At 64.1% G+C, this 16,203-nt stretch carries 8 protein-coding genes; 6 read left to right on the top strand and 2 right to left on the bottom strand.

Features of this window, described 5'->3' with window-relative positions:
- Nucleotides 1-30: 30 nt before the first annotated feature.
- The 6 genes from dusB to KI241_RS03040 all read left to right on the top strand — a co-directional run bounded on the left by dusB (nucleotide 31) and on the right by KI241_RS03040 (nucleotide 8,029).
- The gene (gene dusB / locus KI241_RS03065) at nucleotides 31-1,038 is read left to right on the top strand and encodes a tRNA dihydrouridine synthase DusB (RefSeq protein ID WP_042729016.1); all 1,008 of its coding nucleotides are present in this window, start codon (nucleotides 31-33) and stop codon (nucleotides 1,036-1,038) included.
- Entirely contained in the window at nucleotides 1,035-1,355 is a 321-nt protein-coding gene (gene fis, locus KI241_RS03060) for a DNA-binding transcriptional regulator Fis (protein ID WP_003186237.1), read from the top strand. Before dusB ends, fis begins: the two co-directional genes overlap by 4 nt.
- 83 nt (nucleotides 1,356-1,438) lie before the next feature.
- On the top strand, nucleotides 1,439-3,046 hold the full coding sequence (gene purH / locus KI241_RS03055; protein WP_212803348.1) for a bifunctional phosphoribosylaminoimidazolecarboxamide formyltransferase/IMP cyclohydrolase: 1,608 nt from the start codon (nucleotides 1,439-1,441) through the stop codon (nucleotides 3,044-3,046).
- A gap of 155 nt (nucleotides 3,047-3,201) precedes the next feature.
- Nucleotides 3,202-4,497 carry a phosphoribosylamine--glycine ligase gene (purD, locus tag KI241_RS03050; RefSeq protein ID WP_212803347.1) on the top strand — a complete coding sequence of 432 codons (1,296 nt, stop codon included), beginning with the start codon at nucleotides 3,202-3,204 and terminating at the stop codon, nucleotides 4,495-4,497.
- Between the two features lie 99 nt (nucleotides 4,498-4,596).
- Nucleotides 4,597-7,371, top strand: a complete 2,775-nt coding sequence (locus KI241_RS03045) for a hybrid sensor histidine kinase/response regulator (protein WP_042729019.1) — start codon at nucleotides 4,597-4,599, stop codon at nucleotides 7,369-7,371.
- Nucleotides 7,372-7,432: 61 nt separating this feature from the next.
- The gene (locus KI241_RS03040; protein WP_014336378.1) at nucleotides 7,433-8,029 is read left to right on the top strand and encodes a MarC family protein; all 597 of its coding nucleotides are present in this window, start codon (nucleotides 7,433-7,435) and stop codon (nucleotides 8,027-8,029) included.
- A gap of 21 nt (nucleotides 8,030-8,050) precedes the next feature.
- Here the strand turns inward: KI241_RS03040 and KI241_RS03035 are convergent, their stop codons facing one another.
- A complete protein-coding gene (locus tag KI241_RS03035) occupies nucleotides 8,051-15,130 on the bottom strand; it encodes a TcdA/TcdB pore-forming domain-containing protein (RefSeq protein WP_212803346.1) in 7,080 nt (2,359 codons plus the stop codon).
- A gap of 119 nt (nucleotides 15,131-15,249) precedes the next feature.
- Nucleotides 15,250-16,074 (bottom strand): hypothetical protein, encoded by an 825-nt coding sequence (locus KI241_RS03030; RefSeq protein ID WP_042730477.1) that lies wholly within the window; start codon nucleotides 16,072-16,074, stop codon nucleotides 15,250-15,252.
- Between the last annotated feature and the right edge of the window lie 129 nt (nucleotides 16,075-16,203).

Genomic DNA, 16,203 nt, shown 5'->3' with positions numbered 1-16,203 from the left:
CATGATCCGGCCCCACTTCAGGGAAGTCCTATGTCGGCGGTACGCATCGGCCCATATACATTGCAGAACGGCCTGGTTCTCGCCCCGATGGCGGGCGTCACCGACCAGCCCTTTCGTCAGCTGTGCAAGCGACTGGGTGCCGGCCTGGTGGTGTCGGAAATGGTCACCAGCGACATGAGTTTGTGGAACACCCGCAAATCGCGTCTGCGCATGATCCACGAAGGCGATCCCGAGCCCCGCTCGGTACAGATCGCCGGTGGCGACGCTCAGATGCTGGCGGAGGCGGCCCGGGCCAACGTGGCGCTGGGCGCGCAGATCATCGACATCAACATGGGCTGCCCGGCGAAGAAGGTCTGCAACAAGGCCGCCGGTTCCGCGCTGTTGAAGGATGAAGCCCTGGTGACCGAGATCCTGCAGGCCGTTGTCGGCGCAGTCGATGTGCCGGTGACCCTGAAGATCCGTACCGGGTGGGACCGGGACAACAAGAACGGCCTGACGGTGGCGAAGATCGCCGAACAGGCAGGTATCACGGCGCTGGCAGTGCATGGCCGCACACGCGCCGACCTGTACACCGGCGAAGCCGAGTACGACACCATCGCCGCGATCAAGCAGGCGGTGTCGATACCGGTCTTTGCCAATGGCGATGTCGATTCGCCCGAGAAGGCCCGGTACGTGCTGGACGCGACCGGTGCCGATGGCCTGTTGATCGGCCGGGCCGCCCAAGGGCGGCCATGGATTTTTCGTGAGATCGAACACTTCCTGCGCACCGGCGAAAAGCTCGCTGCGCCGCAATTGTCCGAGGTGGAACGTATTCTGCTAGAGCATCTGGCCGCGCTGCATGCCTTCTACGGTGAAGTCATGGGCGTCCGCATCGCTCGCAAGCATGTGGGCTGGTATCTCGCAACCCTGCCGGGCGCCAGGGAGTTTCGCGCCCGCTTCAATCGTTTGGATGGTACGCAAGCACAATGCGCCGACGTTCAGGCTTTCTTCGCTGAGCGTTACAAGAGCCTGACAGGGGACGAAGGGGTGGCCGCATGACGATGATGACCGAGACTTTAGTGAGTGGAACAACACCCGTGAGCGACAACGTGAATTTGAAACAGCACCTGAACACGCCCAGCGAAGAAGGCCAGACCCTTCGCGGAAGTGTCGAGAAGGCGCTGCACAATTATTTCGCCCACCTTGAGGGCGCTGCCGTCACGGATGTGTACAACCTGGTGCTTTCCGAAGTCGAGGCACCGCTGCTCGAAAGCGTGATGAACTACGTCAAGGGCAACCAGACCAAGGCCAGCGAGCTGCTCGGACTGAACCGAGGCACCCTGCGCAAGAAACTCAAGCAGTACGATCTGCTGTAAGCATTCAATCAAACCAGAAAGGCGCCCGCGTAAAAAACGGTCGCCTTTTTTGCTGACTTCCCTTGCTTGTGATGGAAATTGAAATGACCGACCAGACCACCCGCCTGCCGATCCGCCGCGCCTTGATCAGCGTCTCCGACAAGACCGGGATCCTCGAATTCGCCCGCGAGCTGCAACAGCTGGGCGTCGAGATTCTTTCCACCGGCGGGACCTTCAAGCTGCTGCAGGACAACGGCGTCGCTGCAGTGGAAGTCGCGGACTACACCGGTTTTGCGGAAATGATGGACGGTCGCGTCAAGACCCTGCACCCGAAAATCCACGGCGGGATCCTCGGCCGCCGCGGCATCGACGACGCCATCATGAACGAGCACGGCATCAAGCCGATCGACCTGGTGGCGGTCAACCTCTACCCGTTCGAAGCCACCATCAACAAGCCTGGCTGCGACCTGCCGACCGCCATCGAGAACATCGACATCGGCGGCCCGACCATGGTCCGCTCGGCGGCCAAGAACCACAAGGACGTCGCCATCGTCGTCAACGCCAGCGACTACGCCAGCGTCCTGGAAAATCTCAAGGCCGGTGGCCTGACCTACGCCCAGCGTTTCGACCTGATGCTCAAGGCGTTCGAACACACCGCCGCCTACGACGGCATGATCGCCAACTACATGGGCACCGTGAACCAGGCGGCCGAAACTCTTTCGACCGAAGGTCGCAGCGAATTCCCGCGCACCTTCAACATCCAGTTCATCAAGGCCCAGGAAATGCGTTACGGCGAGAACCCGCACCAGAGCGCGGCGTTCTACGTGGAAGCCAAGCCAGCCGAAGTCGGCATCGCCACCGCGACCCAGTTGCAAGGCAAGGAACTGTCGTTCAACAACGTGGCCGACACCGACGCCGCATTGGAATGCGTGAAGAGCTTCGTCAAGCCCGCCTGCGTCATCGTCAAGCACGCCAACCCGTGCGGCGTGGCCGTGAGCCCGGACGCCGAGGGCGGCATCCGCCAGGCCTACGAACTGGCCTACGCCACCGACACCGAGTCGGCCTTCGGCGGCATCATCGCCTTCAACCGCGAACTGGACGCCGAGACGGCCAAGGCCATCGTCGAGCGCCAGTTCGTCGAAGTGATCATCGCCCCGTCGGTGAGCGAGCAAGCACGCGCCATCGTGGCCGCCAAGGCCAACGTACGCCTGCTGGCCTGCGGCCAATGGTCGGCGGATCGCGCCCCGGCCTGGGACTACAAGCGTGTCAACGGCGGCCTGCTGGTGCAAAGCCGTGACATCGGCATGATCGGTAGCGCAGACCTGAAGGTCGTGACCCAGCGCGCGCCGAGCGAACAGGAAATCAACGACCTGATCTTCGCCTGGAAAGTGGCCAAGTACGTCAAGTCCAACGCCATCGTCTACGCCAAGAACCGCCAGACCATCGGTGTCGGCGCCGGCCAGATGAGCCGCGTGAACTCGGCCCGCATCGCCGCGATCAAGGCCGAGCACGCAGGCCTTCAGGTCCAGGGCGCGGTCATGGCCTCCGATGCATTCTTCCCGTTCCGCGACGGCATCGACAACGCGGCCAAGGTCGGTATCACCGCCGTAATCCAGCCGGGTGGCTCGATGCGAGACAACGAAGTGATTGCGGCGGCGGATGAAGCCGGCATCGCCATGGTCTTTACTGGTATGCGCCACTTCCGTCACTGATACACCGATCCACTGTGGGAGCGGGCTTGCTCGCGAATGCAATCTGTCAGTAACGCTGTAGTTGACTGACACATCGCTTTCGCGAGCAAGCCCGCTCCCACAGAAAAGCATCTCTGCGGTGCTCCACAGAATCAGCTTCATCCGAGGTTTTTGAAATGAATGTTTTGATCATCGGCAGCGGTGGCCGTGAACACGCCCTGGCCTGGAAAGTGGCCCAGGATCCCCGCGTGCAGAAGGTGTTCGTGGCGCCGGGCAACGCCGGCACCGCCATCGAAGCCAAGTGCGAAAACGTCGCCATCGACGTGCTGGCCCTGGAACAACTGGCCGATTTCGCCGAGAAGAACGTCGCGCTGACCATCGTCGGCCCGGAAGTGCCACTGGTTGCCGGTGTGGTCGATCTGTTCCGCGCTCGCGGCCTGGATTGCTTCGGCCCGACCGCGGGCGCCGCCCAGCTGGAAGGCTCCAAAGCGTTCACCAAGGATTTCCTGGCGCGTCACAAGATCCCGACCGCCGACTACCAGAACTTCACCGAGATCGAACCGGCCCTGGCGTACCTGCGCGAGAAAGGCGCGCCGATCGTGATCAAGGCCGATGGCCTGGCCGCCGGTAAAGGTGTGATCGTTGCCATGACCCTGGGCGAAGCCGAAGACGCCGTGCGCGACATGCTGGCCGGCAACGCCTTCGGCGACGCCGGTTCCCGCGTGGTGATCGAGGAGTTCCTCGACGGCGAGGAGGCCAGCTTCATCGTCATGGTCGACGGCAAGAACGTCTTGCCGATGGCCACCAGCCAGGACCACAAGCGTGTCGGCGATGGCGACAGCGGCCCGAATACCGGCGGCATGGGCGCCTACTCCCCGGCCCCGGTGGTCACCGCCCAAGTGCACCAGCGCGTCATGGACCAGGTGATCTGGCCGACCGTGCGCGGCATGGCCGAGGAAGGCAATGTCTACACAGGTTTCCTCTATGCCGGCCTGATGATCGACAAGGTTGGTAACCCAAAAGTCATCGAATTCAACTGCCGTTTCGGCGATCCTGAGACCCAACCGGTGATGTTGCGCCTGCAATCGAGCCTGGTGCTGCTGGTCGAAGCCGCGCTGGCCCAGGCGCTGGACAAGGTCGAAGCCCAGTGGGATCCACGCCCGAGCGTGGGTGTCGTGCTGGCCGCCGGCGGTTACCCGGGCGACTACGCCAAGGGCAGCGCCATCCAGGGCCTGGACGCCGCCGCCCGGTTGGAAGGCAAGGTCTTCCACGCCGGCACGGCGCTGAAGGATGGCCAGGTGGTCACCGCCGGCGGTCGCGTCCTGTGCGCCACCGCCATGGGCGCCAGTGTCGACGACGCTCAGCAGCAGGCTTACCGCCTGGCCGCCGAGATCGACTGGGAAGGTTGCTTCTACCGCAAGGACATTGGCTACCGTGCCATTGCCCGCGAGCGTGGCGAAAATCTGGAATAACCCGGCTATTGAGTCCGGCAAGGGTCTGTGGCCCTTGCCGGACTGTTCCGGCGCCGCGCATAGTTATAATCTGGCATCAACCTACGAAGGGATTTCGCCGTGCGCTGGCTCAGGATTGCCATAGGCTTTACCGTCACCCTGCTGACACTGCTCTGCATGCTCCCGGCCCAGGCCGCGCCAGGCAGTGGATGGGCGGTATTGCTCGACGAACAGGGCGACCTCAAGCTGAGCGACATCCGCTCTGCCCGCTACACCAATCAATTCAGTCCCATCGACCTCGACCGCCTCAAGGCCGCCGAAGCCGGCGGGGCATTGTGGCTGCGCTTCCGCCTGGCCCCCGACAAGCACGAACAGATCCTGCGAGTCTTCGCCCCCGACCTGTCGCGCCTCAATCTCTACGTGCTCGACGGCGACACCCTGGTGGACCAACAAACCACCGGCAATGAGCTGCCGCGCAACGAACACCCGGTGCCCAGCAGCGATTTCATGCTGGCGCTGCCCCACAGCGACAAGCCCCTGGACGTCTACCTGCGCCTGGCTTCGCGCCATGAGCTGCGCCCCTACGTCACCCTGCAACCGGCCGTCCTGGCCGCGGCCGACCAGAACCAGACGCTGATCTATGGCTTGCTGTTCGGCTGCATCGCCATGCTGATCCTGCATAACCTCACCCGGTACGCCTACACCCGTTCGCGCAGTTGCCTGTGGCTGGCCGCGTGCGAAGGCCTGCTGATGCTCAGCCTGTTGCTGTTGCTGAACCTGGCCGGGCCGTGGCTGCCGGACTGGCCGGAGGTCCAGACCCCGGGGGCCTACCTGGCCTTGCTGCTGACCGCCCCTTGCGGGCTGATGTTCGCCTACCGGTTCTTCGCCCCATTAGGGCCGCATCCGTTGAATCGGCTGCTGCTGGGCGACATCGTGTTCACCGTGCTGTGCAGCCTGTTGCTGCTGTTCGTCAACACGCTGCCGCTCAATATCATGACCTACGGGCTGGTGGCCCTGGCCGGCCTGAGCATGCTGTTCGTCAGCGCCTGGCACTGGCAGAAGGGCTACCGGCCGGCCCGGCTGTTCGTCGCGGCCATGGTGGTCTTCAACCTGGGCACGCTGATCATCCTCCCGGCGCTGCAAGGGCTCACGGAAGTCCCGCCCCAGGGCCTGATCATCACCCTGCTGGTCTTCATCTGCATCAGCGGCCTGTTGATGAGCGTCGCCCTGGGCGAGCGCCAGCGTTCGATCAACGAAAGCCGCTTCAGCATCAGCCGCGACCTGGCGGCCAGCAACGCCGAGATCAACGCCAAGGCCGAGTTCCTGGCGAAGATCAGCCACGAGATCCGCACGCCCATGAACGGCGTGCTCGGCATGACCGAGCTGCTGCTGGGCACGCCGCTGTCGGTCAAGCAGCGCGACTACGTGCAGACGATCCACAGCGCCGGTAACGAGCTGCTGACCCTGATCAACGAGATCCTCGACATCTCCCGCCTCGAATCCGGGCAAATCGAACTGGATGACGTGCAGTTCGACCTCAACGCGCTGATCGAGGATTGCCTGAGCATCTTCCGCGCCAAGGCCGAACAGCAGAATGTCGAGCTGATCAGCTTCATCCAGCCCCAGGTGCCACGCGTGATCAGCGGCGACCCGACGCGGTTGCGCCAGGCGCTGCTGAGCCTGTTGGAAAACGCCTTGAAAAAGACCGACGAGGGCGAAGTCTTGATCGTCGTGGCCCTCGACGAGCGCAGCGACCAACCGCGCCTGCGCATTGCAGTGCAAGACAGCGGCTCGCCCATGGACGCCCAAGAGCGCGACACGCTGATGCACGCCGAATTGCACAGCAAGAACTTCCTCTCGGCCACGCGCCTGGGCGGCAACCTGGGCCTGGTGATCGCGCGCCAGTTGATCATCCTGATGCACGGCGAGTTCGGCATCAAAAGCGGCAGCAACCAGGGCAGCACCTTGTGGCTGACCTTGCCGCTGGACCCTGATCGCCTCGAACACCCGACGTCCGACCTCGACGGCCCGCTGCAAGGGGCCCGGGTGCTGATCGTCGACGACAACGACACCTGCCGCAAGGTGCTGGTGCAACAGTGCAGCGCCTGGGGCCTGAACGTCAGCGCCGTGCCATCGGGCAAGGAAGCCCTGGCACTGCTGCGCACCAAGGCGCACCTGCGCGACTATTTCGACGTGGTGCTGCTGGACCAGAACATGCCGGGCATGACCGGCATGCAACTGGCGGCCAAGATCAAGGAAGACCCGAGCCTGAACCACGACATCCTGCTGATCATGCTCACCGGCATCAGCAACGCACCGAGCAAGATCGTGGCGCGCAACAGCGGGGTCAAGCGCATCCTCGCCAAACCGGTGGCCGGCTACACCCTCAAGACCACCCTGGCCGACGAACTGAACCAGCGCAACCGGGGCCAGGCGACGCACCCGCCAGCCAACACCGGCCCTACCGCGCCGGTGATCGTACCCAGCGACTTCCGTATCCTGGTGGCCGAGGACAACAGTATTTCCACCAAGGTCATCCGGGGCATGCTCGGCAAGCTCAACCTGCAACCCGACACCGCCAGCAATGGCGAGGAAGCCCTCAAGGCCATGAAGGCGCAGCGCTACGACCTGGTCCTGATGGACTGCGAAATGCCGATCCTCGACGGGTTCTCCGCCACCCAGCAGCTGCGCGCCTGGGAAGTCGGCAACCAGCGGACCCGCACGCCGGTGGTGGCGCTCACCGCGCACATCCTCGCCGAACACAAGGAACGCGCGCGCCAGGCCGGGATGGACGGGCACATGGCCAAGCCGGTGGAACTGTCGCAGTTGCGCGAGTTGATCGAGCACTGGGTGGCCCAGCGCGACCAGCAGAACCGCACGGCGCAGACGACCTGAGCCGACAGACGGCAAAACGCCTGTTAGACTCGCGTCGTCTCCCTTCGCCTGAGCCTCGACCATGCTCCACGTGCTGTTCAGCGTTTACCTGAAGATGCTGGTGCTCTACAGCCCCTTCTTCGTGCTCTCGTGCTTCATCGGCCTGACGCGTGGCTATTCGCGCAAGGAACAGCGGCGCCTGGCCTGGAAGGTCGCGACCGCGACGTTGGTGTCCAGCGTGTTGCTGTACCTGTTCGGGCGAGTGATCTTCAGTGTCTTCGGCATCACCGTGGATGCCTTCCGTATCGGCGCCGGCAGCGTGCTGTTCATCTCGGCGCTGGGCATGGCCCAGGGCAAATCGGCGGTGCAGACCGACAATGTCCAGCAGGACGTGACCATCGTCCCGCTGACCATTCCATTGACCGTCGGCCCCGGCACCATCGGCGCCCTGCTGGTGATGGGCGTGAGCCAGCCGCACTGGGACGACAAACTCATGGCCATCATCAGCATCGCCCTGGCGAGTTTCACCGTCGGCGTCGTGCTTTACCTGTCCAGCCGCATCGAGCGGATCCTCGGCGACCAGGGCCTGCAAATCGTCAGCCGCCTGATGGGCTTGTTCGTTTGTGCGTTGGCCGCGCAGATTATCTTCACCGGCGTCAGGGGCTATCTGGTCCCCTGACGGCCGCGCCCGCGCAAGCGATCAATCCACCGGGTGAGTGGCCACCGCCTTCGAGGCGCTGGCCAGGGCCTTGAGCGTTGCACTGCCCTGGGGGTCCCGCCAGGCGAGCAATACCTGCACCAACGTCGAGACGGCATACCTTCGCGCCTCTGCGAACGCCAGTTGCAGGTTATTGCGCACGGAGGCATCGCGAGCGTTCGCGTCACGCAGGATCACGCTGTGCCCGCTGTCCGGATCAATGATCACCAGGTGTTCCTCGACCAGGCTCAGCATCAGCCTGTCCGGCTCATCCACCTCCCAGACCAGGCTGACGGGACGCTTCGCCGGGGTATCCGGCAAATGCCAGCCGTCGAGGATGACTGACTCGAGTTTCAACCAGAGCGCCTTGGTCAACCGGCAACCGGTCGCCCCCTGCCCCATGCGCAAGACCAGGGTAGTGACATCGTCCGGCAACAGCGGCAAAACCTCATCGACCTTCATCGCCCCCTCGACAACCAACACCTCGGCATTGCGCTGGACATAATCGAGCGGCCCGGCGCTCGCCCGGTCGGGATAGGTCAACAACCGGCGATCCTTGTCTTCGTGCAGCAATACGTTGCGCCGCTGACGAGTGCCCAGCACGGCAAACGACTCGGGTATCGCGGCCCGCGGCACGCGGATCATCCGGCCGGTTTCAACCACCAGCCACTTCAGGCTGTCGTCAGTCTCGATCGACAACAGCGCGGCGTGGGGCTGGCCGTCCACCAATCGCCTGAGGTTTGCGGACAGCTCGCCCACCTGAGTGGCGACCCAGGCCTGGGTGACGCCGCAGATCATCGCCGGCTCCCGGTCACGCAAACGCATCACCACGCCGTCGAATGTGACACCCCGCAACCCCGTTCCCTCGACGGTGAGCCCGGCAAACTGACACGGCGCCCATTCGCGCGTTGCCACGGGCAGCGCGCCCGCCTGCAACAGCTTCGTCCCTTCGGCAAATGCGACCTCCAGGCCCTGCGGGTCGATAAAGCCCTGGCGCTGGACTTCACCACTGGCCACGTCGAATAACCAGGCCGCCTCGCTGTCCGGGGTCATGCCCAACAGGCGCACCTCCCGGCCCGAGCCCAGATCGGCCAGCACCAGCCGACCAGCGAGGTACCAGGCGCACAACGCCGCGTCGCCGCTGGCGTTGCGCAACCCGACGATGGCCAGGCGTTCGGCCGCGTAGTGCCGGGCCAGCGGCGCCAAGGCCTGCCACCAACGCGGGTGGTCCTTGAGCCACGTATCGCTGACACCGCCCAACGCCAGTTGGCCCTGTTCCGTCAGGTTGAAGAACAGGCCCTGCGAGGTCAGCGCCACGTAGCCGCTCTCGACGGCGACGACATGTTCGAGGTTTTCCGGCTGTATCCAGGCCTGCGACCACTGCCCCGTCGCCGAGCGCTGCTGGCGGCACAGCGTCTGGTCGAGCGCGTAGTAGATGACAAACACGTCATCGTCGCCGGCCGGCGTGAGCAGGGTCATGTCGGTCATGTGCTTGATCGAGTCGTTCCAGCCGCGATAGCGGTGCCCGGGGCTCGTCGAGGGACGGATGATCAACCGGTCGCTGCGGCGCACCCAGGCCATGTCGCGCCAATGGGTGCGGATTTTCCAGCACACCGACACGAACGCCGCCGGCTGCCAGTCGACATTCACGAATGCTTGGTCACCGTTGTCCGGCGCGAAGGCGTGATAGCTGCCGAGCACCTGCGACCAGTCGGCCAGCGTGTCACGGGCGCTGAGCAGCGCTTCCAGTTCGTTGTCCCGGTCGCGGATGATCGAGCTCAGCACCAGTTGCCCGTCATGAATCACATAGACCAGCACATCGCTGGCCCGGTCCTGGCGGGTGATTTGCTGCTCCACGTGAATCACCCCCTGGGCGTCAGCCTCGATGCGGGTGATCCGCATGGCGCCGGCGGCCACGCCGGTATTGACCAGCAAACGATACCGGTGGCTGAGCAGCCCGGTCGCGGCATCGACCTGCCATATTAGGAAGTTCTCCGGCTCGTAGAACCAGGCGTAGCCGCCTGCCACCGCGCCCAGCAACGCGTCCTCGGCCTCCAGCACATCCTCGTCGCGGATGTAGAGGAAACGGTCCTGCCCTGCGTCGTACCAGGCCGTGGTGGTGCGCGGTTCGTCGGGTTTCTCGAACGGAATCGGGTAATGGCGCACCTGCGTGTACGGCATCACCAGGCGATGGGCGCGGGCCATGGCCTTGAGGTGCGCCTGCAACGCCTGCCGGTCCATGCCCGGCGGCACGTCCTGTTCCACCAAGGCCAGTTCACGCTCGCCCAGCACAAACTGGAACACCTGGTCGTTGCGCAGTCGCAGCAACGTCTGGTGACGACCGGCCCCGGAGAACGTGACCGATACGCCCCCCACGAACAGTTTCCCGGAAGGCTCGATGCGTACGTCGCTTTCCTCGGCCCAGACTGCCTCGAGCACCCAACTCGAGGTGCGGGCCCCTGGCGACTCGAGGGTCAGGATCACGCCGGGATTGAGCGCCACGGTACACCGCTGGCCGCCCCCCTGGATCCGGTAGGTCACAGTGTCGCGCCAGGCCGGCGGGATGACCGGCACCGCCAGCGAGCGCTCGACGGCGTCGAGCAGCACGTCGATCACCGTAGGCCGGTAGGCCGGCACCGTCAGGCGATGGAGGATGTACTCGCTGGGAAACGAATAGAAGGAAAACAGGAACAGCCATTGCCCCTCAGCGTTCTTTTTCTCCAGGCGCCGCGCCACATCGAACCCGAGGTCATGGCGCAGCGTGGCGAAAGGCAGCGCCTTGTATTCATAGCCGTAGCAAGTTTGCGGCGTGCACGGCAGGACCAGGGCTTGTCCGGCCGGCACCGTGAACGGGACGCGCTCCGGCAGTGCCAGTTCTCGGCGAATGTCGATCGCCCGCGCGTAATCGGCATCAAACGTCGGCACACCGAAATGGTCTCGCAGCGGGTACAGTTTCGGGCCGTCCAGCCTCAGTTCGCCGCTCGCCAGGTCCAGCGCCTGGACGATCAGCGACGCCCGCGGCAGCCAGGCACGGTGGGTCGCCTCGTACCGATAGGCCTGGAGATGGGCCTTCGCCACGTCATCGAAAAACAGCCCGACCTGCCGGGCCTCTTCGGCAATGCCGGCGAAGCCCTGGGCCAGTGCGGCCACGCCCACCGCCAGGCCACCCAGGATGACGGCGGTGCCACCGAGCACCGCGCCAGCGGTGGCACCGGCGGCATAAGCCCCCACCGACAACAGCAGCCCGGCGGAGTCGAACGCCAGTTGCGTGCCGAACTGGGCACGGGCCACCTCGTCCTGGGCGGTGACCAACTGGTAGATGTCGAAGCCGACATTCGCCAGTTGCAGCAGCCCACTGGTCGCTTCACTGATGCTGCCGCCCACGGCGGCCTTGACCACAGGCGCCACGGTGTCGGCGATCAACCGATCCTCGGCCAGTGCCTGCCGGACCAGGCCGACGAGGCCGGCGATGTCAGCCACATTACCGTGCACCAGTTGCGCATAGTTGACATAGGCATGCAGGCGAACCGCCAGGGACAGCGGCCGGTCGGGCCCTTCCTGGGCCCTCAGCGCGTTCATCAGCGCCTGCACGGCGAAGCCGGCGTTCAGGGTGTGGACGCCGCCCACTTCGGTGGGATCGACCGGCACGGCGGGCCGGTTGGCCAGGGAGGTAAAACATTCCGCCAGATACTGTTTGATCCGCGGCAGGCGAGCGTCCTCCGTGCGGACCTGCACCAGGTGCTCGGCGCTCGACGGATCGATGAAACTCATGCGATAGGCGCCCACCGTCGTCACCTCCAGGGTGTCGAACAGCGGCACCAGCCCGGGCGCCAATCGATTGGCCTGCCGCAGGTCGGACGTCACCTGTGCCATCTGCCGCGCCCAGCCGTGACCGTCCAGCGCCAACAGGCAACTGCCCAGGCGCGGGTTGCTCATCAGCGACTGCCCACGGGCCGAGGCCAGCCGCTGCCTGACCGGGGGTTTCGACTGCTCCGGCAAGCCGCCCGGTTGCAGCAGGTCGACGACTCGCACCGCCCCCGGCAATGCCAGCCTGGACACCCGGGCGCCGTCCAGCTCGATCAGGTCGAACGTCGGCAATGCCGCATCGCCATAGGCCGCGTATTGGCCGGCCATGCCCTGTTGGACGAAGAACCGGTTCAACGCCTGCCCGAACCGCGCCGGGTGCTCGAACTCGAACACGCCAAAATTGGGATCGTAGAAGTGATAAGTGCCTTGCTCACCCTCGAAGGTTTTGGCCACCAGCATCGCGTGATTATCGGAATTGAGCATCAACGTGCTGGTGGCGGTGCGGGCCTTGAGGATCCGCACCACCTCGTCCAGGCTCGAACGCGCCAGGGCGCTGCCGACGTCGCCGACCTGTACGTCGCGCAAGGACTCCAGGCTGTTGAGGAAGGTCACCGAGTCGCTGCCCTCGGGTTCGAGCACCCCGAGGTAGAACCGCCCGCGCAAGGTATAGGCCGCCGACGCGCCTTCTGTCAGGGCGGCAGCCATGGCCAGGGCCAAGGGGTAGCACCGCCCGCCCACCCGATCGCCCGAGCCCTGGAGCAGCAGGTCCTGAGGCACGAGCTTGATCGCGGCGTTGTCGAAAACATCGAGGACGTTGCCCAGGCGCTCGGCGATCCGATCGCGATATTCCAGCTTGGCCACCTGCTGGATCCGTGCCGCCAGGCGGCCCCACTGGTGCAACGTCATCGGTTGCTCCAGGGCGTTTTTCTTCAAGTCCAAGGCCGTTTCACCATGGGCCGGCGGATCCACCGGGTGGCCCAGCCCGGCCAGAAATGCCGGCGCCTGGTGCTGGTACAGCAGGCGCTCGATCGTCGCGTAACGGCCGGCGGTGCCCAGTTCGACGAGGCTGTTGGCCAGGTTCTCGACCTGCGGCCGCAGCGCGTCGAAGCTGCGGTTGTCCAGGGATTTGGCCCCCACCAATGCACCGAGCTGCAAGCGTTGCAGCGGGCTCAACTGGGCGAATTCGAAAGCTCCTTTGGCAAACCGCGCCAGCAGTTCGTCGATGGACAACTGGCGGGTCTGCGAATCGCCCAACGAGGCGGGGGGCAATACACCCGCGTCCTGGGCCCGGATCGCCTGGCGCTCATCGAAACTAAGGGGGATGGCCTTGTTGAACGTCACCGCGCCGTCATAGCCCTGGCTCAGCCTGTTCACGAACGGCTCGCCCAGCTCATCGGCCAGGTGCTGCAACAACTCGGTCGATAACACGTGCCGGCCCTCGACCAGCGGCCAGCCATCGTCGAACTCCAGCGTCCGGTGCTGCAGCAGTTGCTTGAGGTCCCCCTGATAGCGGGCCTTGAATCGCCCGTCCTGCCAGCGCTGTTGTTCATCGGCAAGCCATTGCACGGTGTCGTTCTGGTTCTCTTTCCAGGAATGGTCCAGCTCTTCCTCGGTGGCCAGGTTGACCGTGTCGGCGGCGTCGATGGTCATCTGCCTGCGCCACTCCAGGGCCGTTCGCGGGGTCAGGTTAGCTCGCTCGTAGTCCGCCATGCCGTCGCGCATGGCGGCTGGTCCGGTGAGGTAGATCGTCACCTCGCTCTGCGGGCGGAGACCATCGCTGTAGTAGGTGGCGGCGGCGTGAGCCAGGAGCGACACCGCCAACTCATCTTCCGCCGTCAGCTCATGCAAGGGGCCGAACACTTGTGTCGCGACCTGGGTCGCCAGTGCGATCAAGCCCTCGACATCGGTCAGGCCGGTGTTCTGTTCATCGGCCAGGCGCGCGGTGGCCTCGACGATTTCATAGTTGAGCCGGAACCGCTCGATCACCGCTTCGAGCATGGCCGAGCCAGGGTGGGCCATCAGGAACGCATTGCTCAGGGTGTGTCGCTGGGCGACCGCCCGCAGCCCGTCCAGGGGCGCCAGGCGCTCCAGCGGAGCGCGGAACACCTGCTTGAGCTCGGGTCGGCTGGCGGCAAACCGTTCCAGTGCGGCACGGTGCTGCGCCGGAATCTGGTTGGAATAGCCGGTGTAACGATCGCGTATGGCCTGGCGGCCCGGCATCCACTCGGGGTTGCGATCCAGCAACAGTTGCAACACCCCCAGGCGCGCGTCAGTCTTGAACGCCCGGATGTCCACCTCGCCGAGTGAGTCCAGCAGCGGCGGCAGGCTATCGACGTCGGCGTAGCGCCCCCCTTCGATGAACAACGCCTCGACCCGCACGATATCGGAGGCTGCCGCGAAATTGCCGCGCAGGCTGATCTCGCGCTGGTAGAGCCCTTGCAGTTGCAGCGACACCTCACCACTGCCCAGGTCACGCAAGATCACGCCGCTTTCGCCCAAAGCCGCGACACTCTGTTGATTGGCCCGCTTCAAGGCACGCAGTCGTGCTTCATCCTGGCCGTAGGCGCGAACCAGCAAATCGATGCGCGCAGCGTCGGCGCTGCCGCCCTTTGCCACCGCTTGGGTGATATGTGCGTACATCTGCTGCTTGAGGACGATGGCGCGTTCTTCATAGCGATCACCCAGTTTGATCGCATCGGTAATGACGTCCCCACCATCGAGCATGGCATGGGCCTTGGCCGCTTCGACGATGATCCGGTTGGTTTCATAGGCCAGCAGTGCATCGCTGTCGTACCAGAGCCTGAGCGAGTGCCCCTGGGGCGCCATCACCTGCTGCCAGAGGTTGATGTAGTCGCGCTGGATGGCACCGACGCCGCCCCCCAGCCAGGCAAAATGCAGGTGCTTCGGCACCTCGGTGGCGGGCTGTTTCAACTGTTCCAGGCTGCTGTTCAGGCGCGCCTCGAACCCTTCCACACGGCGGTAGATGTGCGTCAGGCTGTCGAGGTTTTCATCCGCGCCCGCCGGCGGCGACGGCTCCGAGGCCCGGCGCTGGCGACGGTTGCCGCCCAACGCGCCCAGCGCCTGCTTGAGCAACCCCAAGGGCTCGAGCATCTGCGGGCTGTCCAGCGAAGCGATGCAACCGGTGTAATAACGCAACACGGCATCATATTGATCGGTGCCCTGGTAGGCCGCCAAGGCATGTTCAAGGTCTTTCAACTTGAACACATTCAGGAAACTGACAAAATCCTCGGCCATTGAATCATTGGCGCCACTCATAAAGTAAATACTTCCCTGTATCGTTCATCCACGGCCAGACGCCATTGAACAACCGCCTGCATGAACAAGCGGTTATTCAAGGCCGACGCAAAACTGTTAGTTATGAAGTGCGAGGATGATCAGGCCAACCGGCGCCGACTGAACCGTTGACGCAAGACTTGCCGACGATGTTCGCCAAGGTACTCTTCGATCTCGCCCCGAAACTCTTCATAGCGGGCCGGATTGAATGTCACGAACGACTTGCCGCGAAAAATATCCCGCGCCGAAGCCTGCCAATTCACAAAAAGAACACCGCCGTTGCTGGAAGTGCCGTGCTGGCGTATCGACGTCGACGAGGCAATGAGCACGCCATTGGCCAATTGTTCGCAGGGGATGACCGACAAGCGCGCGCCTTCGGCGGTCTTGACCTGGCCGTTGTACAAGGCAAGGGTCTTGTCGTCTTTCTTCAGGCCTTCGAGGGTGGTGTCCACCACGGCACCGAGCACCGAGACCGCCGGGACGCTGGCCTTCACGCCATCGATGATGCCCTTGACGATATCGCTGATCACGTAATCGATGTCCACCCGGGTCGAACGCTCGGAGTAGCGGGTATAGCCGTCATCGGCGATGAAGCAGCCGAGGTCGCGCAGGCACTGGATGAAAGCGTCATACCAGGCCAGGGTGTTCTTGCCGGTGGGGACTTCATAGTTGGCTTCCATGATTGCCATGGTCATCAGGTTCTCCATGATCGCCATGTTGTTGAGCGACATGTTGTGGCCATAGCCCAGCAGCGCGTCGCCCAGCATCAGCGCATCCAGCGCCCGGGTCGGGTTGTCATCGTGCTGCACGCCGACGCTGCGACGCATGCGTCGGCTGGTGGAAGCCAGGGGTTTGCGCCGGTTCAAGCGGCCCCTGATCAATTCAATGCTGTGGGCAATGTCGAGTTCACTTTCCAACGTATTCATACAATATCCTTATTGAGTTGATGACCGCTCCTGCGGTTCAGCGACAATCTAGTTCAGTCATTTAAAAAACCACAACTCCAGCTGATTACAACGTATGTAGATCAATTATTATTTTGACCGCTCATATTT

The sequence above is a fragment of the Pseudomonas sp. Cab53 genome (genome assembly GCF_018325965.1).
GTDB lineage: Bacteria > Pseudomonadota > Gammaproteobacteria > Pseudomonadales > Pseudomonadaceae > Aquipseudomonas > Aquipseudomonas chlororaphis_E.
Note: the sequence above shows the minus strand (reverse complement) of the source record. Positions and strands in the feature narration are given on the sequence as shown.

Excerpts from the sequence above, each read along its gene's own strand:
- purD (WP_212803347.1), top strand. The coding sequence starts at position 3,202 with ATGAATGTTTTGATCATCGGCAGCGGTGGCCGTGAACACGCCCTGGCC.
- KI241_RS03030 (WP_042730477.1), bottom strand. The coding sequence starts at position 16,074 with ATGAATACGTTGGAAAGTGAACTCGACATTGCCCACAGCATTGAATTG.
- KI241_RS03040 (WP_014336378.1), top strand. The coding sequence starts at position 7,433 with ATGCTCCACGTGCTGTTCAGCGTTTACCTGAAGATGCTGGTGCTCTAC.
- dusB (WP_042729016.1), top strand. The coding sequence starts at position 31 with ATGTCGGCGGTACGCATCGGCCCATATACATTGCAGAACGGCCTGGTT.
- fis (WP_003186237.1), top strand. The coding sequence starts at position 1,035 with ATGACGATGATGACCGAGACTTTAGTGAGTGGAACAACACCCGTGAGC.
- KI241_RS03035 (WP_212803346.1), bottom strand. The coding sequence starts at position 15,130 with ATGAGTGGCGCCAATGATTCAATGGCCGAGGATTTTGTCAGTTTCCTG.
- purH (WP_212803348.1), top strand. The coding sequence starts at position 1,439 with ATGACCGACCAGACCACCCGCCTGCCGATCCGCCGCGCCTTGATCAGC.